The organism is Pseudomonas sp. WT-JTC (assembly GCF_056711565.1).
Genome location: NZ_CM160042.1, coordinates 5,776,649 through 5,797,296, shown reverse-complemented (window position 1 = coordinate 5,797,296; position 20,648 = coordinate 5,776,649). Strand labels below are relative to the sequence as shown.

The window sequence follows — 20,648 nt, the reverse complement described above, 5'->3', positions numbered from 1 at the left end:
ATGGAACCCTGCGATGGTGCCGCAATCGGCGCCATCGCACTGAAGGAGGATCAAAGCAATGAGCGGCAAAGATTCCCTGCACGACATTGAAGAAGCCGAAAAAAAGCCGCTGTGGCAGCGGCTAGGCTGGTTGGCCCTGATCTGGGCTGGCAGCGTGGGCGCCTTGTTCATCGTCGCCAGCCTGATGCGTCTGTTCATGAACGCGGCCGGCCTGACCACGCACTGACATCTCTCCCGTAGCCTCAAGGCACGGATTTATAACCCTCCGACCGGAGGGTTTTTTTTGCCTGTTACTTACGCGCCTTGAGGATCACGAATTTCGGATTGGCTGCCACTTGCTCGACACCACGGAACAATCGCGCCAGCTTGCTGTGGTAGCCCAGGTGACGATTGCCGACGATGTAAAGCGCGCCGCCCACGACCAACGCTTCGCGCGCTTGCTGGAACATCCGCCAGGCCAGGAAGTCGCCGACCACTTGTTGTTGGTGAAACGGTGGATTGCACAGCACGACATCAAGCGATTGCGGCTCCTGGCCGGCCAGGCCATCGCCGGCACGCACGGTCACTTCCCGTTCACCCAACGCTGCGCGCCAGTTTTCGCAGGCCGATTGCACGGCCATGAAAGATTCGTCCACCAGTGTGTAGCGGGCCTCGGGGTTTTGCAGGGCGCTGGCGATGGCCAGAACGCCGTTGCCGCAACCGAGATCGGCGACCCGCGCCGAGCCGAGGTTTTTCGGCAGGTGTGGCAAAAACGCCCGGGTACCAATGTCCAGGCCTTCGCGGCAAAACACATTGGCGTGGTTGAGCAGTTCGATAGCCGGTTCGTCGAGTCTGTATCGCGTCGGGTAAGGCGACACGGCTGGTGCTTTGTCTTGAGCAGTGGCAATCAATAGCCGCGCTTTCTTCACGGCCAACGAGGCTTGCACTGGGCCGATGTAGCGCTCCAGCAAGTCGCCCGCCGCCCGGGGCAGATGTTTGATCATGGCCGCGGCAACCACTTGGGCGCCGGGCGCCAGTTGGTCCTGCAGGCGGATCAGTTGTTCCTCCAACAGCGCCAGGGTTTTCGGCACACGGATCAGCACGCAGTCGAACGGCCCGACAAGGGCCTCGCTGGCGGGGACGCCCGGTACCGCATCAAACGCCAGGCCGTTACGCACCAGGTTCTTTTCCAGGCCCTGGAAGGCCAGGAACGAATCACCGCTGCTGACCACCCGGACCTTACCCGCCAGGCTGGCCGCCAGCGCGCCGAAACTGTCATTGAGGACCAATACCCGGGTGTCTGACGCCGGCTGCTGTTCGGCCAGATGATTGAGCAGGTATTCATCGGCCGCATCGAAAGCTTGCAGCGGTTCGTTCTGCTGTTCGGGCTGGCGGATCAGGTCGAGGCTGGCGAAGGGTGTTTCGAGCAAAGGCATGGGGGGGCTCTGGGTAATCAACTGATGTCCCGCTACCCTAAGGCGTAGGAGCGGGCGGAGCCGTCCGAGTGTACTGCGCCGTGAAGGTCTACACGCTATCACTCAGGAGGGACCGCAAATGGTACGTTTTTTTTGCCTGGATTACCCGCAGGTTTTCCCGCAGTCGGGCTTTTCAGATGGCTCCGGACCGTGCCGCGGCGATGACGGCCGCAATCTTGTTGTTGACGCCAAGCTTCTCGATAGCCCTGTGTACATGAAAGTTGACTGTGCGCTCACTCAAATTGAGGATCCTGGCAATTTCATAGGCCGTCTTGCCATCGGCCGACAGTTTCAACACTTCAAGTTCCCGCCGTGACAAGGGGGGAATCTGAGGGGGAGCCGGTTTTTTCGGTTGCATTGCGATTGCCAGAGCGTGCAGATGGCGACTGATGAACACCGAGAACCCAAGATTCTCGTACAGCTCAAAAGCGGAAATGGGGCAATGGCTCCTGGCCAGGCTGAGAATACTGCGCAGGCCTGTTTCCTCATCGTGGATCGCCTGGGACCAGCCATGCTGCAAACCTTGTTGCTGCAACAACTGCCATAGCCATGGTGTCCTGGAAAAAAGCTCCTCGCTCCAGAGAACAGGCAATAATGAGTGATTGCAATGAGCCATTACCGGATCTATTTGCGAGACGTGGTTTTTTTCATATTGGGTATTCCACTCATGAGGGAAATTGTTCAGGTTCACCGTACTGGCGTCGATCCCGACTGAGTTTGAAGTAATTGAAAAGCCACAGAATTTATATCCAAGGTTTTTGGCAAAATTGAGCGCGATTCGATAGGCCGTATTGATCTCTTGCGTATGCGCCAATTGCTTGAGCTGTGACTCTTTCCAGATCTCCATAGAATGATCTCCATAAGTGTGTCTTTTGGGTGAAGAATTGGATCCAAAATGCGGCACGTGACGAGTGTAGGACAGTTCCTACGGTGCTGGTGCAACAAATTTGCTCTTTTGGCTGTTGGAAAAGTGTATTTAAGGTTCTTAGGCAATTGATGAGTTAAAAAATCCATATGTCATTTTATATCTATGGTTGGGCGTAATATTTTGTAACAAGTCGCTGGTGCAGATTAATGTCACTACAAACTGTCGGTGTTTACGCTGCTTTCTTTGCGGGACACTGGGGGTGTCTTTTGATTGGAGCCTTCCATGTCCGTCAGTGAAGAAAAATTTACGCGTCAGACCTTGCGCGAGGTTCATCCGTTGACCCCGAACCTGTTTACCCTGCGCGCCACCCGGGATGCAGGGTTTCGTTTTCGGGCGGGGCAGTTTGCCCGATTGGGTGTCACCAAGGCTGATGGCAGCACGGTATGGCGTGCCTACTCCATGGTGTCCTCGCCCTTTGACGAGTTCCTCGAGTTCTTTTCCATTGTCGTACCGGGCGGTGAGTTCACCAGCGAACTGTGCCGACTGGGCGTTGACGATACATTACTGGTCGACCGCCAGGCTTTCGGCTACCTGACGCTGGACCGTTTTGTCGATGGACGCGATCTGTGGTTGTTATCCACAGGCACGGGCCTGGCGCCGTTCCTGTCGATACTCCAGGACTTCGAAGTCTGGGAGAGATTCGAGCGGATCATCCTGGTCTACAGCGTTCGCGAAGCCCGGGAACTGGCTTATCAGGAGCTGATCGCAGGGTTGGCGCAACGTGAGTATCTGGCGGAGTACACACACAAACTGCAGTTCATCACCACGGTCACTCGTGAGCAGCATCCTGGCGCATTGAACGGGCGTATCACCACGTTGATTGAAAACGGCGAGCTGGAGCGTGTCGCGGGTGTTGCGCTGACGCCTGAGCACTCACGGGTCATGCTGTGCGGCAATCCGCAGATGATCGATGACACGCGCAAGCTGCTTAAACAGCGGGACATGCACTTGAGCCTCAGTCGGCGACCCGGCCAGGTGGCGGTGGAAAACTTCTGGTAAGAAAAACGGCGCCTCAAAGCGCCGTTTTTTTTCGCTAATGAAGTCAAGGCCGGTTGTTCTGGGCCTTGAGCAAGTCGCGGATTTCGCCCAGCAATTCTTCTTCCTTGGTGGGAACCGGCGGCAGGCTAGGGGCCACGGCCTCTTCGCGCTTCAGGCGGTTGATGGCCTTGACGCCCATGAAAATCGCAAAGGCGACGATGACGAAGTCGATGATGGTCTGGATGAATTTGCCATACGCCAGCACCACCGCTGGAGTTGCGCCTTCTGCTGCCTTGAGCGTTATGGCCAGATCACTGAAGTCCACGCCACCGATCAGCATCCCGATTGGCGGCATGACCAGGTCACCGACAAACGACGTAACGATCTTGCCGAAGGCTGCACCGATAATGATGCCGACGGCCATGTCGACCACGTTGCCTTTGACCGCGAAGGCCTTGAACTCGTTAAGCACGCCCATAGGTTATTTCCTTGTTACAGATGAGGTTGATAAGCGCAGTGTAAATCAGCAAATCGCATCCTGCTCGAGTCAAGTGCCTGTTGTGCTTGCCAGCAATCGACCCGGGCGGTGTTGAAAAAATCACCGATCGATCTCATGTGTGGGCTGGTCAGCCATTCTGAGGCAGTTTGAATACGACTTTTCTCAACGACAGGGCGTCGTTTGTTTCAGCGAACCAGAGTTGAGAGACCATCCCTGAGTCGGGCCGTTTAAGTTGAACGCGCAGCTGGTGGTCAGGAGGCTGTATTTAGAACTAGTGCGTTTGTAGTTGTATTAACTGTTTCGTTAGTTCTGGAGGGCTAGAAAGTTATGTATTGCTCGGAGCGGATAGCTGTGTTTTGTTTAATTGATTTTGCACTAAATGTGTAACTGAATAAAGTTTGTATAGGTTTTCAAGTCGTTCAGTAAGGCGTGTCTCTAGTGTTTGTCGGGCGTGCGTGGAAAAACTTATACAAGTTTTTGTAGGGGGGCGTATATCGGTATGCCTGAGCCTGTTGAAATATTTTGAAAATATTAAACGGGTTGCAAAGTACCTGACCGTACTCGCGCGCCTTGGCTGAGCTATCATCGCGTTTTTTTCCGGGGGTTCCGATGGCCAAGGCCAAGCGCATGTATGGCTGCACCGAGTGCGGCTCAACCTTCCCCAAATGGGCCGGCCAGTGCGGTGAGTGCGGGGCCTGGAACACGCTCACCGAAACCATGGTGGAAAGCGGCGGGGCAGCTGCCCCCAGCGGTCGTACCGGCTGGGCCGGCCAGCAGGCGCAGATCAAGACCCTGGCCGAAGTCAGTGTCGAAGAAATTCCGCGTTTCTCCACCGCTTCCAGCGAACTCGACCGGGTTTTGGGTGGTGGTCTGGTGGATGGCTCGGTGGTGCTGATCGGTGGCGACCCGGGCATCGGCAAGTCGACCATTCTGTTGCAAACCCTGTGCAACCTCGCCAAGAGCATGCCGGCGTTGTACGTCACCGGTGAAGAGTCCCAGCAGCAAGTGGCCATGCGTGCACGGCGCCTGGGGTTGCCTCAGGATCAACTGCGGGTCATGACCGAAACCTGCATCGAAGCCATCATTGCCACGGCCCGTCAGGAAAAGCCCAGGGTGATGGTGATCGACTCGATCCAGACGATCTTTACCGAGCAACTGCAATCGGCCCCGGGTGGTGTATCCCAGGTACGTGAAAGCGCGGCGTTACTGGTGCGTTATGCCAAACAGAGCGGTACGGCGATCTTCCTGGTGGGCCACGTCACCAAGGAAGGCGCGCTGGCGGGCCCTCGGGTGCTGGAACACATGGTCGACACCGTGCTGTATTTCGAGGGTGAGTCCGATGGGCGCCTGCGTCTGCTGAGGGCGGTGAAGAACCGCTTCGGTGCCGTCAATGAATTGGGCGTGTTCGGCATGACCGACAAAGGCCTGAAAGAAGTCTCCAATCCGTCGGCGATTTTTCTGACCCGCGCCCAGGAAGAAGTCCCGGGCAGTGTGGTGATGGCAACGTGGGAAGGCACGCGGCCGATGCTGGTGGAGGTTCAGGCGCTGGTGGACGACAGTCACCTGGCCAACCCGCGTCGGGTCACGCTGGGGCTGGATCAGAACCGGCTGGCGATGTTGCTGGCGGTGCTGCACCGTCACGGTGGCATTCCGACCCACGATCAGGACGTGTTCCTCAACGTGGTCGGTGGGGTCAAGGTGCTGGAAACGGCGTCCGACCTGGCCTTGATGGCGGCGGTGATGTCCAGTTTGCGCAACCGGCCGTTGCCCCACGATCTGCTGGTGTTCGGTGAAGTCGGGCTGTCCGGTGAAGTGCGTCCGGTGCCTAGCGGTCAGGAGCGATTGAAAGAAGCTGCCAAGCACGGCTTCAAGCGGGCCATCGTGCCCAAGGGTAATGCGCCGAAGGAGGCTCCGGCAGGGTTGCAGATCATTGCCGTTACTCGCCTGGAGCAGGCCTTGGATGCGTTGTTCGAATAATCTGCAGGGGAAACACAAACCCTGTGGGAGCGGGCTTGGTCCGGGCGGCGTTCCGACGAAAGCGGTGTGTCAGTCAACGGAGATGCTGAATGTAACGGCCTCTTCGCGAGTAAGCCCGCTCCCACACTGGATGGTTGCCGGGCGGTCAGACTTCGATCAGGGCACCCAGTTCGCGCTCAAGCTCCTGCTGGTCGCCCAGATTTAGCTCGATCAACCGCCGCAGGCGCCCGATGGATTCCAGGCTGATGTGCCGGCAAACAAAGCCAAGTTGGCCATGGTCGTCATGGGCCAGTTGCACATCCATGGTGATGTCGGCCTCTTCGCTCAGATGTATGTCGACCAGAAAATCCTGCTGCGGGTTGCCCAACCAAGGATCGGGACGCTCGATCAATAACCCCTTGAGCGACAGATCAACCAACTTCACCGACCAGGTGGACTCACCCTGACTCAGCTCGGTTCGTGCATCGAACGCAATACGTTTGAAGCGGCGACGTTCGGCAGGGTGCTCGCTCATGGCGCGATCCTCGGAAATGTACGCTGACTATAGACCCGCCTGATCAAAGGCTGCCAGCGCGTGCAGGTGTCCAGACCAATGTCGGGGTATGGCCTTTGCCGTCAGGAGCGCTAAACTCGGGGTGGCTGTCTTTCTTGTCCACTCTGGCTGGAATAATAAAATGAAAAATAATAATAGCCCGCTACGCCATCTGCCTTGGCTGGTGCTGGCAATCGTAGGTGCGTGTGCCTTGGGTGTCGTGGCACTGCGCCGAGGCGAGGCCATCAACGCCTTGTGGATTGTGGTCGCTGCCGTGGCCATCTATCTGGTCGCCTATCGCTACTACAGTCTGTTCATCGCCAACAATGTCATGCAACTCGATGCGCGCCGGGCCACTCCCGCTGTGCTCAACAATGACGGTCTGGACTACGTTCCGACCAACAAACACATTCTTTTTGGTCACCACTTCGCAGCCATCGCCGGTGCAGGTCCGCTGGTCGGTCCGGTGCTGGCGGCGCAGATGGGCTACCTGCCCGGCACGCTGTGGCTGATCGCCGGCGTGGTGCTGGCCGGTGCCGTCCAGGACTTCATGGTCCTGTTCATGTCCACCCGCCGCAACGGTCGCTCCCTGGGCGACATGGTCCGTGAAGAAATGGGCCGCATCCCCGGTACCATCGCGCTGTTCGGCTGCTTCCTGATCATGATCATCATCCTCGCGGTGCTGGCGCTGATCGTCGTGAAGGCCCTGGCCGAAAGCCCCTGGGGCATTTTCACGGTGATGGCGACCATCCCGATCGCGATGTTCATGGGCGTCTACATGCGCTACATCCGCCCCGGTCGCATCGGCGAAATCTCGGTGATCGGCGTGGTGCTGCTGCTCGGTTCGATCTGGCTCGGTGGGCAGATTGCCGCGGATCCGGTGTGGGCCAAGGCTTTCAGCTTCACTGGCGTACAAATCACCTGGATGCTGATCGGCTACGGTTTTGTCGCGGCGGTGTTGCCGGTATGGCTGATCCTGGCGCCGCGTGACTACCTGTCGACCTTCCTGAAAATCGGCACCATCGTGGCCCTGGCCATCGGCATCCTGGTGACCATGCCCGAGCTGAAAATGCCGGCGCTGACCCAGTTCATCGACGGCACCGGCCCGGTATGGAAGGGCGGTCTGTTCCCGTTCCTGTTCATCACCATCGCCTGTGGCGCGGTCTCGGGTTTCCATGCGCTGATCTCTTCCGGTACTACACCGAAACTGCTGGATAACGAAACCAACGCCCGCTACATCGGTTACGGCGGCATGCTGATGGAATCGTTCGTGGCGATCATGGCCATGGTCGCCGCGTCGGTGATCGAGCCAGGCGTGTACTTCGCCATGAACAGCCCGGCTGCCGTGGTTGGCGGTGATGTGGTGGCGGTAGCGACAGCGGTCAGCAACTGGGGCTTTGCCATCACGCCGGAAGCGTTGCAGGCGGTGGCCCATGACATCGGTGAAACCACCATCCTGGCCCGTGCCGGTGGTGCGCCGACCCTGGCGGTGGGGATCGCACAGATCCTGCACAGTGTTCTGCCGGGTGAAAACACCATGGCGTTCTGGTACCACTTCGCGATCCTGTTCGAAGCGCTGTTCATCCTGACCGCGGTCGACGCCGGTACCCGTGCCGGGCGCTTTATGCTTCAGGACTTGCTCGGTTCGTTCGTGCCGGCCCTGCGCCGCACCGAATCCTGGACCGCCAACCTGATCGCCACCGCCGGTTGCGTGGCCATGTGGGGCTGGTTGCTGTACCAAGGGGTGATCGACCCGCTGGGCGGTATCAACACCTTGTGGCCGCTGTTCGGTATCTCCAACCAGATGCTGGCCGGTATCGCGCTGATGCTCGGCACCGTGGTGCTGATCAAGATGAAACGCCAACGCTACATCTGGGTGACCTTGCTGCCGGCGGCATGGCTGCTGATCTGCACCACCACCGCCGGCTTCATCAAGCTGTTCGATGCCAACCCGGCGATCGGCTTCCTCGCCCTGGCGAAAAAATACAGCGATGCCCTGGCCAATGGTCAGATCCTCGCCCCGGCCAAGGACATCACGCAGATGCAGCACGTGATCTTCAACGCCTACACCAACGCAACGCTGACCGCGCTGTTCCTGTTCGTGGTGTTCAGCATCCTGTTCTATGCGCTCAAGGTCGGTATTTCCGCCTGGGGCAGCAAGGAGCGTACGGATAAAGAATCGCCATTCCAGGCGCAGCCGGAAGCGTGATCGAGGATTTGCACCATGTTCAATGACCTGAGTCGCCTCGGTAAATACCTCGGTCAGGCCGCGCGCCTGATGGTCGGCATGCCCGACTACGACAACTACGTCGAGCATATGCAGACCAAGCACCCGGACAAACCGGTGATGAGCTATGAGATGTTCTTTCGCGAGCGTCAGGAAGCCCGTTACGGTGGCAAGGGGGGGCCGAAGTGCTGTTGATCCGGTTGTTCGATTAACAGCGACCCTGTGGGAGCGGGCTTGCTCGCGAAAGCGGTGTATCAGTCAACATAACTGTTGAAGCTGACGGCCCCTTCGCGAGCAAGCCCGCTCCCACATTTGTTTTGTGTTGTTTTTTCATTGTGTGAAAAAGGAGATCCAGCTTGTCCTCTCCCATCCCGGTCACGATCCTCAGCGGCTTCCTCGGCGCTGGCAAGACCACCCTGTTGCGTCACCTGCTCAAGGCCGAGCACGGCCTGAAGATTGCCGTGATCGAGAACGAATTCAGCGACGCCGGTATCGACACCCAGTTGTTGGGCGATGAACCGGTGCAAGTGATGACGCTCTCCAACGGCTGCGTCTGCTGCACCATCCATACAGACCTGACCAAAGCGCTTTATCTGTTGCTCGAGCGTCTGGACCAGGGCGACATCGCCTTCGACCGTCTGGTGATCGAGTGCACCGGCCTGGCCGACCCGGCGCCCGTGGCGCAAACCTTTTTCATCGACGAAGAATTGCGCGAGCGCTATATCCTCGACGGCATCATCACGCTGGTCGATGCGGCGCATGCCGACTTGCACCTGACCCAGACCATCGCCCAGGCGCAGATCGGTTTCGCCGACCGCTTGCTGGTGAGCAAGCGCGATCTGGTGGACGAGCTGACCTTCACCGCGTTGAGCGAACGCCTGACCCGCATCAACCGTCGCGCCCCGATCCGCGTGGTCGACCATGGCAAGATCGACCTGGCCGAATTGCTCGACGTGCGCGGTTTCAATCTCAACGCCGACCTCGGTGGCGGGGTGAGTTTGCGACCGGTCAGCCAGGCACCGTCCATCGACCGCATTTCCAGCCTGGTGCTGCGCACTGAAAAGCCGCTGGATATCGACAGACTCAGCGAGTTCATGAACGAGCTGCTGGAGGAGCATGGCAAGCAGTTGCTGCGCTACAAAGGTGTGTTGAACATCCTCGGCGAACCGCGGCGCATGGTGTTCCAGGGTGTCTTGAAGCTTTATGGATTCGACTGGGATACCGAATGGGCCGACGATGAAACCCGCGAAAGCGTGATCGTGTTCATTGCTGATGATTTGCCGGAAGAAAAGATTCGAGAGGGGTTTGCGCGGGTGGCGGCGGTCTGAAGTTTTATGGCGTCTGTGAGGGCGCCATCGCGGGCAAGCCCGGCTCCCACAGGTTTCTGGTTGAACACAAAGTCTGTGCTTACCCTCGAACACTGTGGGAGCGGGCTTGCCCGCGATGCGATCTAGCCAGCAACACAATGTTCACGGGGTGTACTGAGCAGTGTCTGCTCCAGATGATCCAGATGCCGGTTTATCAGCATGACCGCTGTCGCAGCATTTCCACGTTCAACAGCATCAGCAATCGCCAAATGCTCCTGCCACGCGCAACAACTGTGCGTCTGCTCCTCACACTGTGCAATCGCCAATGAGGTCAGCGGCACCAGGCTGCCAAGAAAATGCGCCAGCGGTGCATTTCCAGCCATTTCGGCCAACTGCAAATGGAACTCTCCCGACAAACGAATTGCCCGGCCGCGCTCAGCGCATTCACGCTCGTTATCGACTAGCGTCCGCAGTTGCTTCAGGTCTTGCGCGCAGGGTTGCTGACACGCCAGCCGCACCAGCATGATCTCGGCGAGCCGCCGGGCATGCAGTGTCTGCCGGGTCTGCTCGGCATCAAGTTCGGCGACGCGGGGACGATGGTTGACTCGAAGGAGGATGATTTGCTGATGGGACAGTCGCGTCAGTACATCGCGCACATCGCTGCGTCGAGCACCGAACATCTGCGTCAGACTTTCTTCCGTAAAGCGGCTGGCCGAATGGATGCGCTGGTCGAAAATGGCATCGAGGATCCGCGAATACAGATCATCCACCGAAGGGCGGATGGGCAGGGTAACGAGTGTTTGTGGCGAGGCGAAGCCGGTCATGGCCAATCTCCAGTTCGAAGAGGTTTCAACTGCCGAGGTTGTCTTCCGGAATGTTCAGTTCGATGCCCATGCGCTGGCCTTCGCGCAAAATGTGCCGACGCATCTCGGCACTGGCCTGGGCGCTGTTCTTGCTGCGGATCGCGCGCACCACGGCCTCGTTTTCTTCAAGGCGTTCAGCCAGATGCTCCGGGGAGTTGCGCAACACTTCGGCGCTTTGCTTGAGGGCATTGCTGGTTTGCTGGACCACGCTCTGGAAGATCGGGTTCGAGGTCAGGGTGAACAATTCCTCGTGGAAGGCGATGTAGGCGCTGACTCCGGCTTCACTATCGCCAGCCTCCAGGGCTTCGCGCATGTCCATCAGGGTCAGGCGCAGTTGCCCGACTTCCTTGCTGCTGATGGACTGCGCCACGAGGCCGACGATGAACGGTTCGAGGGTGTAGCGCAGTTGCAGCACATCTTCGAGGCTGGCGCCGGCCACGGCGCTGTCATGGCTGGCGTTGTCGCTGAGCTGCGCGTCGAGCACCACAACGCCTTTGCCCGGCATTGAACGCACGAGGCCGAGGGTTTCCAGCACGATCACCGCTTCGCGCAGGCTCGGGCGGCTGATGCCCAGTTGTTCGGCCAGTTCACGCTGGCCCGGCAGCATGTCGCCGGAGCGCCACTGCCCCCTGGCCAAAGCGGCCCGAAGTTTTTCTACCACTGAGTTGACGACGGTTGATGAGGTAATCACTTGTTCGCTCCGTGAGCCGTGCCTGCGGGTCGGCAGGCACGGCGGTCATTCAGAATTCTTTGGCTGCCGCTTGAGCAACCGGTTTTCGTGGCTGGAAGGTATAACCCGCCTGGCCGGAAAGCACCTTGTTCGCCCGTTGTACATCGATGTCCTTTTCCCACCGTGCGATGGCGACGGTCGCTACGCAGTTGCCGATCAGGTTGGTCAGTGCCCGGCCGATGCCCATGAACCAGTCCACGGCCAGCACCAGCACCAGACCCACCACCGGAATTGCCGGAATGGCGGTCAGGGTGGCCGCCAGAATCACCAGCGCCGAGCCCGGAATACCGTGGGCACCCTTGGAGGTGATCAACGATACCAACAGAATCGTCAGCAGGTCGGTCATGGCCAGCGGCGTGCCGGTGGCGTTGGCGATGAACACGATGGCCAGGGTCAGGTAGATCGAGAAACCGTCGAGGTTGAACGAGTAACCCGTTGGAATCACCAGGCCGACTGTCGAACTGCCGATGCCCAGATGCTCGAGCTTGCGCATGATTTGTGGCAGAACGGCATCGGACGAAGCGGTGCCCATGACGATGAGCAGTTCCTCGCGAAGGTATTTGAGCAATGGCCACATCTTCAAGCCAGAGAGACGCATCACCAGGCCGAGAATCAGGGCAACGAAGGCCACACAGGTCAGGTAGAACAAGCCGACCAGGCTGCCCAGGTGTTGCAGCGAGTCCAGGCCATATTTGCTGGTGGTGAAGGCGATCGCGCCGAATACACCGATCGGTGCCAGTCGCACGATCATGCCCATGATGCGGAAGATCACGTGGCTGAGTTCATTGATCAGCCGCGAAATACCCGATGCCGCCTCGCCCACCAGATTCAGTGCACTGCCGAACAACACTGAAAACAGCAGGACCTGCAGGATATTGTTATCGGCAAAGGCGCCGATCACCGACGTCGGAATCAGGTCCATCAGGAACTGTGTGGTGGTGTGCATGTGCTGGCCGCGCTGGGCAATGTCGCCCATGTCGGCAGCGGAAAGCTGTTCCAGGTGAATGTTCGCGCCACTGCCGATACCGGTGCTGAAGGCGAACACCAGGCCGATCACCAGGGCGATGGTGGTCAGCACTTCAAAGTAGATCACCGATTTTAGGCCGATGCGCCCGACCTTTTTCAGGTCGCCGGCACCGCTGATGCCGCTGACCACCACGCAGAACACGATCAGGCCGATGAGCATTTTGATCAGCTTGATAAAACCGTCACCGAGCGGCTTGAGCTGAGCGGAGTATTCGGGAAGGGTCAGTCCGCAGACGATGCCGAGCACCAGTCCGAGAACCACTTGGAGGAAGATTGAACGCGAGCACCATCTGAGCATGGGAGGAATCCTGGTCGGTGTCCTGGCTGCCGTGCGCAAGGCGCATCGACTTCAGGACTTAATTATTGTGGTCTTACCGGTATGTCCAGTGCAGGCGCAGTCTAGGCGCTATTTTTAGATGTTCGCAAGTAAAAATTAGAAAATTGGCATGACCGGTCTTACCAGTTGTGCTGATCCTGTAGGAGCGAGCGTGCTCGCGAAGGTCGTCAACGATAACGAGTGCTTGCTGGATCAACGCATCATCATTGAAATCATCGCGAGCAAGCTCGCTCCTGCAGAAGCATTTCACGGGCGAAAAAAAACCGGCCATCTCTGGCCGGTTTCTCATGACTGCGGTTTAGCGGGGCTGATTAAGCGCCGTATACCGGCAGCTTCTTGCAGATAGCCTTTACCTTCTCACGAACGGCATCGATCACCGCTTCGTTGTTCAGGTCAGCCAGGATGTCGCAGATCCAGCCGGCCAGTTCCTTGCACTCTGCTTCCTTGAAGCCGCGAGTGGTCACAGCCGGGGTGCCGAAGCGCAGACCGGAGGTGACGAACGGGGAGCGTGGGTCGTTTGGCACGGAGTTCTTGTTCACGGTGATGAACGCTTTGCCCAGAGCGGCATCGGCGTCTTTACCGGAGATTTCCTGCTTGATCAGCGACAGCAGGAACAGGTGGTTCTCAGTACCGCCCGACACTACGTCGAAGCCGCGCTCGATGAACACGCTGGCCATGGCCTGGGCGTTCTTCACCACTTGTTGCTGGTAAGCCTTGAACTCAGGCTGCAGCGCTTCCTTGAAGCAGATCGCCTTGGCCGCGATCACGTGCTCCAGCGGGCCGCCCTGGGCGCCCGGGAATACCGCGGAGTTCAGCTTCTTCTCGATGTCGGCGTTGGCGCGAGCCAGGATCAGGCCGCCACGTGGACCGCGCAGGGTCTTGTGGGTGGTGGTGGTCACGACGTCGGCGAATGGAACCGGGTTCGGGTAGACGCCAGCGGCGACCAGACCGGCTACGTGAGCCATGTCGACGAACAGGTAAGCGCCAACCTTGTCAGCGATTGCACGGAAGCGCGGGAAGTCGAGGATCTGCGAGTAGGCAGAGAAGCCAGCCACGATCATTTTCGGCTTGTGCTCAACGGCCAGGCGCTCGACTTCGTCGTAGTCGATCAGGCCGTTGGCGTCGATGCCGTACTGGATGGCGTTGTACAGCTTGCCGGAGGACGAAACGCTGGCGCCGTGGGTCAGGTGACCGCCGTGGGCCAGGCTCATGCCCAGGATGGTGTCGCCAGCCGACAGCAGGGCCAGGTAAACGGCGCTGTTGGCTTGCGAGCCAGCGTGTGGCTGAACGTTGGCGTAGTCGGCACCGAACAACTCTTTGGCGCGATCGATAGCCAGCTGCTCGACGACGTCTACGTACTCGCAACCACCGTAGTAGCGCTTGCCCGGGTAGCCTTCGGCGTACTTGTTGGTCAAGACCGAGCCTTGAGCTTCCATCACCGCAGGGCTGGTGTAGTTTTCCGAAGCGATCAGCTCAATGTGCTCTTCCTGGCGCTGAGCTTCTTGCTCCATGGCGGCAAAGAGATCGGCGTCGTACTTGGCAATAGTCAAATCACGGCTGAACATGGCGGTCCTCAAGGATCGGGGGCGGAAAAGGGGGGCATTCTAACCCAATGGGTTTTAGATGGCATATGAAACGGCATCATGTCGCAGACAAGTGGTGTTCATGCGGGGATTAGCGGTGATCGTGCCGGTCTCTTCGCGAGCAAGCCCGCTCCCACAGGGGAATGCATTCCAAAATGTGGGAGCGGGCTTGCTCGCGAAGGCGTCATCTGCGGCGCTGCAAAACCTCAGTCAAACATGAACAGCGCATCATTACTGAACTGCCCTTCGAACCGGCCTGCCGGCATCGGACGGCCGAACAGGTAACCCTGCACCTCGTCGCAACCGTGCTCCCTCAGGAAATCAAGCTGCTCGTGGGTTTCCACGCCTTCGGCGATCACCGCCAGGTTCAGGCTGTGGGCCATGGCAATGATCGCCCGGGCGATCTGCGCATCCTGTTCACCCGACGGCAGGCCGTCGACGAAAGTGCGGTCGATCTTCAGTACGTCGATCGGGAACTGCTTGAGGTAGTTGAGCGATGAGTAACCGGTACCGAAATCGTCGACCGCAATGCTCAGGCCGAGGTTTTTCAGGCCATCGAGTATCTGCATCGCCTCGCAGACTTCGCGCATCAGGATACTTTCGGTGAGTTCCAGTTCCAGGCACGCCGGCGGCAGGCCGGTTTCCTTGAGGATGGTGGCGATTCGCGTGCCGAGCTGGCCGTCGGAGAACTGCCGCGCCGAGATGTTCACCGACACCTTCGGCACCCGTACCCTGGCCTGATGCCAGGCCTTGAGCTGGCGGCAGGCTTCGCTGATCACCCAGTCGCCGACATCCACCACCAGCCCGAGCTCTTCGAGCACTGGAATGAAATCCCCCGGCGGCACCAGCCCGCGGCGTGGATGGCGCCAGCGCAACAGTGCCTCGGCACCGGTCAGGCGCTTGCCGTCGCCGCTGAACTGCGGTTGGTAATACAGTACGAATTCGTTCTGTTCCAGGGCATGGCGCAAGTCGCTTTCCAGCTCCAGGCGTTCCAGCGCACTGGCGTTCATGTCCGCCTGATAGAACTGGAAGTTGTTCTTGCCACGCTCCTTGGCGTGGTACATCGCGGTGTCGGCATTCTTCATCAATTGGCTGAGTTCGTTGCCGTCCTGCGGGCTCAGGGCGATGCCGATACTGGCCGTGACGAAGAACTCGCGGCCTTCAAGCACAAACGGTTTCACCAGGCTGGCGAGAATCTGTTCGGCCACATGAATGGCCCGGTTCAGGGCGATTTCACGGTTGGCCCGCGGTTGCAGGAGCAAGGTGAATTCGTCCCCGCCCATGCGCGCCACGGTGTCGTCATCGTCGACGCAACCGAGCAGGCGCGCGGCCATTTCCTTGAGCATGCGGTCGCCGGCGGCGTGGCCCAGGGAGTCGTTGATCGGCTTGAAGCGGTCGAGATCGAGGAACATCAGCACCACCCACGACTTCTGCCGTTCGGCCGATTGCAGTGCCGTGTGCAGGCGATCCTGGAACAGCGTGCGGTTGGGCAGGTGGGTCAGGGCATCGTAGTAGGCGAGGCGGTGAATCCGCTGCTCGCTGGCCTTGCGCTCGCTGATGTCACTGAAGAAACACACATAACTGGCCAGGTCGCCTTCGTCGTCGAGTACCGCGGTGATCCCGACCCAGGCCGGGTAGTGCTCGCCGTTGCGGCGCTTGAGCCAGACTTCGCCTTCCCAGGTGCTGTGCTGGCCCAATTGCTTGAGCACGTAACGCAGATGGGTATCCTGCTGCTCGTCGACGGTCAGCATGTTCGGCAACTGGTCGAGGACCTGCTCCACGGCATAACCGCTGACACGGCTGAAGGCTTCGTTGGCCTGGACGATGTAGCCGGCCGGGTCGGTGATCAGGATCGCCGAGGTCGAGTGTTCGAATACCGTGGCGGCCATGCGCAAGTCTTTTTCGGCCCGACGTTGCTGGCTGATGTCGCGACCGACGCCGAGCACGCCTTCGAACGTGCCGTGTTCGTCCCAGACCAATACCAGGCGCAGCTCGATCGGGATCTTGCGCCCGTCGGCCCGCAGGCAATCGAACAGGAACAGTTGGGTTTGCACCTGGCAGCGCAACAGCGCCAGTTGGTCCGGCTGATCCAGCGCTTTGCTGACCCGGTCCATCAGGTGGTAGATGCCGGTCAGTTGTTGCGGGTTGGCAATGGTCGATTGCCAGCCATTCTGGAAAATCCACTCGGCGTTGTAGCCCAGCACGGCTTGCACCGAAGGGCTGACGTAATTGAGGTTAAGGCGGTTGTCGGTGGAGAAAATCACGTCGCTGATGCTTTCGGCGAGCATCCGGTAGCGCTGCTCGCTGTCGCGCAGCGATTCGCTTGCTTCGATCTGGTCGGTAATGTCCTTGGCCACGCCGATGATCCGCGTGACCTGATCCTCCTTGTCCCGCGCCAGTGCCTGTTCGCGAATCTCGAAGCGTCGCCACTGGCCGTCCCGATGGCGGAAGCGCAACTGGCACTGCATCAACTGGCGATAACCGGTCTGGCGCTGGACCTGGCGGGAGCGATGGTAATAGTCGGCGTCTTCGGGATGCAGGAGGATTTCCCAGAAGTATTCGCCCATCTGCTGCAGTTCAGTGCGGTTGTAACCCAGGGTCTGGCCCAGGTGGTGGTTGCTGAAGATCATGCGCTGGCTGATCACGTCCTGCACATACAGGTGATCCGGCACCGTGCGCACCACATCCGACCAGAACCCTTCACGCTCCTGCAATGACAATTCGATGAGCTTGCGGCTGGTGATGTCGGTGATGCTCAGGATCACCGCGTCATAGTCGTCCGGGGTTTGCGGCAGGCGCAGCACCAGCCACAGGTGCTGGTCGCGACCGCTGGCGTCCTGGAGCTTGATTTCCAGCTCCAGCTGTTGCTGCCGATTGAGCATCGCGTCGAGCACCTGGTTGCCGATGGCGGTGCCGTCCTGCGGATTGCCGTCGACCAGCAGTTTCCAGGCGTTGTCGGTGCTATCGACATTAAGCAGTTGCAGCGCGACCTGGTTGACCTCGGTGATCCGCAGTTCGTTCAGCAATTGACGGCGTTGCTCCGGGATCGCCAGCCATGCTTGCAGTTGCTCGCTGCCCTGCAGCTGTGCCTTGTCGAAAAAGACCTTGAGCCCTGACATGTCGAGCACGCACAAAGCCACGCCGGTGCCTTCGAATATGTCCTGATAACGCCGGCGGCCTTCATTCAACTGGCGCTGACGTCGGCGCATGTTCAGCAAGGCAAGAAACGGCAGCATGGAAAACGCCAGGCCCAGCAGGCATTTGCCGATGAACGCCGGTAGCAGTTGCTCCAGCACGCGCTGACGGTCGAACAAGCCGCGCAATTGCCAATCGCTGCTGCTCAGCGGAACCGTCAGCACGCTGTTGGCGATGTCGTCGGCGGTCAGCGTCCCCGGGGTGACCGAGGGCAACGCTTCGTCACGGCTGACGATCTGATGATTGACACGGTTTTCCACCAGCCACATCGGACGGTCCACGGCCTCGCCTTGCTTGGTCAAGGACGAAAAGAAGGTGGGAGTCAGACGCAAGGCCCAATAGCCTCGGGAGCTGCCGCTGGCCTGATGCAACAATAGATGCACCACGGAACCGTCGGTGGCATTGCTGAAGTAGTGCGCCTGGGCGTGGCTGCGGCGTACCAGTTCACCCAGGTAGTCGCTGTCATCGCTATCGAGAGCGCTGTCACTGATGACTTTTCCGGAGGGGCTGAGCAAAGCCAGGCTGCGCAGATCAGGCAGTGACTGTTGCAGCTTGCGCAGCAGGGCCTGCAGCTCATCGGCGTCCTGCGGTTGTTCGACGATCGGCAACAGATTGAGGGCGATCTGCGCGTTGAGTGCCATGTTCAGGCTGACCTGCGCGGCCAGATCGGCGGTGTAGTCGATGGTGTACTGGCGCTGGTTCTTCTGGGTTTCCCGCAGTTGGTCGAGCAACTGCCAGAACAGCAGGGCCAGCAGCAATAGTGCAAGTGTCGCCAAGGTGCCCTTCAAAGTCCCGAGCAGGGGGGAGCCGGGCGTTGTGGCCGGCGCACTGGAAGTCAGAGGCGGGGGGACATTGGACAAGCTGTAATCCTGCGGTTTGGCTGGACCGACGCGACGTGCACTATAAGCCGGACGCCCGAAGGGCGGCTAGCATGCCTTGAGTTGTGGCGAAGTGCCAGCCCCTGTCCGTCGGCTGGACTGCCACTGGTCATTCAGGTAGCTTTGCCGGTTACGCGGGGGCCCAGACACTGCTAAAACTACTGCTCTCGGAAATACTGCGTTGAAAACAGGCTCGGACTGCTCATTTACAACTCGTAAACTCCGCGTCCTCGCCTGTTTTCGCCTTGTCTTTCCTTCGCTCATTACGTTTTAACAGCGTCTGGACCAGCTCCTAGATTCAGACTTTTTTCAGCGCGCACGTTTTGATCCCTTCAAGCGAGCGACGCGCACGGTCTGGCCGGGCATAGCCTGCGCTCCAATCATTCATCAGTCACTGACCCTAGGTTCTCCATGGCTCAATACGTATTCACCATGCATCGGCTGGGCAAAGTTGTTCCGCCGAAGCGGGAAATCCTGAAAAACATTTCTCTGTCGTTCTTCCCCGGCGCCAAGATCGGCGTACTCGGCCTCAACGGTTCGGGTAAGTCCACGCTGTTGAAAATCATGGCCGGCGTCGATACCGAATTCGAAGGCGAAGCCCGCCCAATGCCGGAGCTGAACATCGGCTACCTGCCGCAGGAACCGATCCTGGACCCGACCAAGACCGTGCGTGAAGTGGTCGAGGAAGCGGTCAGCGTGATCAAGGACGCCCAGGCGCGTCTGGACGAGGTCTACGCGGCCTACGCCGACCCGGATGCCGACTTCGACAAGCTGGCGGCCGAGCAGGCCAAGCTCGAAGCCATCCTGCAAGCCAGCGACGGCCACAACCTGGAGCGTCAACTGGAAGTCGCCGCCGATGCGCTGCGTCTGCCAGCCTGGGATGCCAGGGTCGAACACCTTTCCGGTGGTGAAAAGCGTCGTGTGGCCCTGTGCCGTCTGCTGCTGTCCGCCCCGGACATGCTGCTGCTCGACGAACCGACCAACCACCTGGACGCCGACTCCGTTGCGTGGCTTGAGCACTTCCTGCACGACTTCCCGGGCACTGTGGTAGCGATCACGCACGACCGTTACTTCCTGGACAACGTTGCCGGCTGGATTCTGGAACTCGACCGCGGCGCGGGCATTCCGTACGAAGGCAACTATTCGGGTTGGCTGGAAGCCAAGTCCGATCGTCTGGCTGCCGAATCCAAGCAGCAGTCGGCCCACGAAAAAGCCATGAAGGAAGAACTGGAGTGGGTGCGCAAAGGCGCCAAGGCCCGCCAGTCCAAATCCAAGGCTCGTCTGCAACGCTTCGAAGAAATGCAATCGCAGGAATTCCAGAAACGCAGCGAAACCAACGAGATTTATATCCCGGCCGGTCCGCGCCTGGGCGACAAGGTCATCGAGTTCAAGAACGTCACCAAGGGCTACGGCGACCGCGTGCTGATCGACAACCTGTCGTTCTCCATGCCTAAAGGCGCCATCGTCGGCGTGATCGGCGGTAACGGTGCCGGTAAGTCGACCCTGTTCCGCATGCTGATGGGCAAGGAAACTCCGGATTCGGGCAGCATCGAAGTCGGTGAAACCGTGCAGCTTGCGTGTGTGGATCAGAGCCGCGAAGACCTGGACGGCAGCAAGACCGTGTTCCAGCAGATCTCCGACGGTTCCGACCAGATCCGCATCGGCAACTACGAGATCCCGTCGCGTACCTACGTCGGTCGCTTCAACTTCAAGGGCGGCGATCAGCAGAAGTTCGTCAAGGACCTGTCCGGTGGTGAGCGTGGTCGCTTGCACCTGGCCCTGACCTTGAAAGAGGGCGGCAACGTCCTGCTGCTCGACGAACCGTCCAACGACCTCGACGTTGAAACCCTGCGTTCTCTGGAAGAAGCCCTGCTGGACTTCCCGGGCGCCGCCATTGTGATCTCCCACGACCGGTGGTTCCTTGACCGCGTCGCGACGCACATCCTGGCGTACGAAGACGACTCGCAAGCGGTGTTCTTCGAAGGCAACTACACCGAGTACGAAGCCGACCGCAGAAAGCGCCTCGGCGAAGCGGCTGCCCAGCCGCATCGTGTACGCCACAAGAAACTGGCCTGATTTCGGGTTGGTTGCATAAAGAGCGGAGCCTTCGGGCTCCGTTTTTTTATGCCTGTGT

At 59.3% G+C, this 20,648-nt stretch carries 16 protein-coding genes; 7 read left to right on the top strand and 9 right to left on the bottom strand.

Features of this window, described 5'->3' with window-relative positions; all coding sequences use genetic code 11:
• Positions 1 to 58 precede the first annotated feature (58 nt).
• Positions 59 to 226: a DUF2474 domain-containing protein gene (locus AC06G5_RS26340; RefSeq protein WP_413424643.1), complete on the top strand. Its 168-nt coding sequence runs from the start codon at positions 59 to 61 to the stop codon at positions 224 to 226.
• 64 nt (positions 227 to 290) lie between these two features.
• Here AC06G5_RS26340 and AC06G5_RS26335 read toward each other — a convergent pair whose 3' ends face one another.
• On the bottom strand, positions 291 to 1,415 hold the full coding sequence (locus AC06G5_RS26335; RefSeq protein WP_413424645.1) for a methyltransferase: 1,125 nt from the start codon (positions 1,413 to 1,415) through the stop codon (positions 291 to 293).
• A 172-nt stretch (positions 1,416 to 1,587) separates the two neighbouring features.
• A complete protein-coding gene (locus AC06G5_RS26330) occupies positions 1,588 to 2,301 on the bottom strand; it encodes a helix-turn-helix transcriptional regulator (protein WP_413424647.1) in 714 nt (237 codons plus the stop codon).
• Positions 2,302 to 2,604: 303 nt separating this feature from the next.
• On the opposite strand from AC06G5_RS26330, the gene AC06G5_RS26325 reads away from it, so the two are divergent.
• A complete protein-coding gene (locus AC06G5_RS26325; RefSeq protein WP_413424649.1) occupies positions 2,605 to 3,381 on the top strand; it encodes a ferredoxin--NADP reductase in 777 nt (258 codons plus the stop codon).
• A 43-nt stretch (positions 3,382 to 3,424) separates the two neighbouring features.
• Here the strand turns inward: AC06G5_RS26325 and mscL are convergent, their stop codons facing one another.
• Positions 3,425 to 3,838, bottom strand: a complete 414-nt coding sequence (gene mscL / locus AC06G5_RS26320) for a large-conductance mechanosensitive channel protein MscL (protein WP_413424651.1) — start codon at positions 3,836 to 3,838, stop codon at positions 3,425 to 3,427.
• Positions 3,839 to 4,468: 630 nt separating this feature from the next.
• Between mscL and radA the strand changes: the two genes are divergently transcribed.
• A complete protein-coding gene (gene radA / locus AC06G5_RS26315; protein ID WP_057400505.1) occupies positions 4,469 to 5,836 on the top strand; it encodes a DNA repair protein RadA in 1,368 nt (455 codons plus the stop codon).
• Positions 5,837 to 5,981: 145 nt separating this feature from the next.
• Here the strand turns inward: radA and AC06G5_RS26310 are convergent, their stop codons facing one another.
• The gene (locus AC06G5_RS26310) at positions 5,982 to 6,350 is read right to left on the bottom strand and encodes a PilZ domain-containing protein (protein WP_413424654.1); all 369 of its coding nucleotides are present in this window, start codon (positions 6,348 to 6,350) and stop codon (positions 5,982 to 5,984) included.
• 160 nt (positions 6,351 to 6,510) lie between these two features.
• Here AC06G5_RS26310 and AC06G5_RS26305 point away from each other — a divergent pair, with 160 nt between their 5' ends.
• The 3 genes from AC06G5_RS26305 (at position 6,511) to yjiA (ending at position 9,923) form a co-directional block, all read left to right on the top strand.
• Positions 6,511 to 8,577 (top strand): carbon starvation CstA family protein, encoded by a 2,067-nt coding sequence (locus tag AC06G5_RS26305; protein ID WP_480458563.1) that lies wholly within the window; start codon positions 6,511 to 6,513, stop codon positions 8,575 to 8,577.
• Between the two features lie 15 nt (positions 8,578 to 8,592).
• Positions 8,593 to 8,790 (top strand): YbdD/YjiX family protein, encoded by a 198-nt coding sequence (locus AC06G5_RS26300; protein WP_007895266.1) that lies wholly within the window; start codon positions 8,593 to 8,595, stop codon positions 8,788 to 8,790.
• Positions 8,791 to 8,951: 161 nt separating this feature from the next.
• Positions 8,952 to 9,923 carry a GTPase gene (gene yjiA, locus AC06G5_RS26295; protein ID WP_413426271.1) on the top strand — a complete coding sequence of 324 codons (972 nt, stop codon included), beginning with the start codon at positions 8,952 to 8,954 and terminating at the stop codon, positions 9,921 to 9,923.
• A gap of 122 nt (positions 9,924 to 10,045) precedes the next feature.
• Here the strand turns inward: yjiA and AC06G5_RS26290 are convergent, their stop codons facing one another.
• From AC06G5_RS26290 to AC06G5_RS26270, 5 genes are all read right to left on the bottom strand, one after another.
• Positions 10,046 to 10,726 (bottom strand): GntR family transcriptional regulator, encoded by a 681-nt coding sequence (locus tag AC06G5_RS26290; protein WP_413426269.1) that lies wholly within the window; start codon positions 10,724 to 10,726, stop codon positions 10,046 to 10,048.
• 25 nt (positions 10,727 to 10,751) lie between these two features.
• On the bottom strand, positions 10,752 to 11,456 hold the full coding sequence (locus AC06G5_RS26285; RefSeq protein WP_057400500.1) for a FadR/GntR family transcriptional regulator: 705 nt from the start codon (positions 11,454 to 11,456) through the stop codon (positions 10,752 to 10,754).
• 49 nt (positions 11,457 to 11,505) lie between these two features.
• Positions 11,506 to 12,819 carry a C4-dicarboxylate transporter DctA gene (locus tag AC06G5_RS26280; protein WP_322614913.1) on the bottom strand — a complete coding sequence of 438 codons (1,314 nt, stop codon included), beginning with the start codon at positions 12,817 to 12,819 and terminating at the stop codon, positions 11,506 to 11,508.
• Between the two features lie 350 nt (positions 12,820 to 13,169).
• On the bottom strand, positions 13,170 to 14,423 hold the full coding sequence (gene glyA, locus AC06G5_RS26275) for a serine hydroxymethyltransferase (RefSeq protein ID WP_008022534.1): 1,254 nt from the start codon (positions 14,421 to 14,423) through the stop codon (positions 13,170 to 13,172).
• 224 nt (positions 14,424 to 14,647) lie between these two features.
• A complete protein-coding gene (locus AC06G5_RS26270) occupies positions 14,648 to 18,496 on the bottom strand; it encodes a sensor domain-containing protein (RefSeq protein ID WP_413703989.1) in 3,849 nt (1,282 codons plus the stop codon).
• A 429-nt stretch (positions 18,497 to 18,925) separates the two neighbouring features.
• On the opposite strand from AC06G5_RS26270, the gene ettA reads away from it, so the two are divergent.
• A complete protein-coding gene (gene ettA, locus AC06G5_RS26265; protein ID WP_111288331.1) occupies positions 18,926 to 20,590 on the top strand; it encodes an energy-dependent translational throttle protein EttA in 1,665 nt (554 codons plus the stop codon).
• Positions 20,591 to 20,648 lie beyond the last annotated feature (58 nt).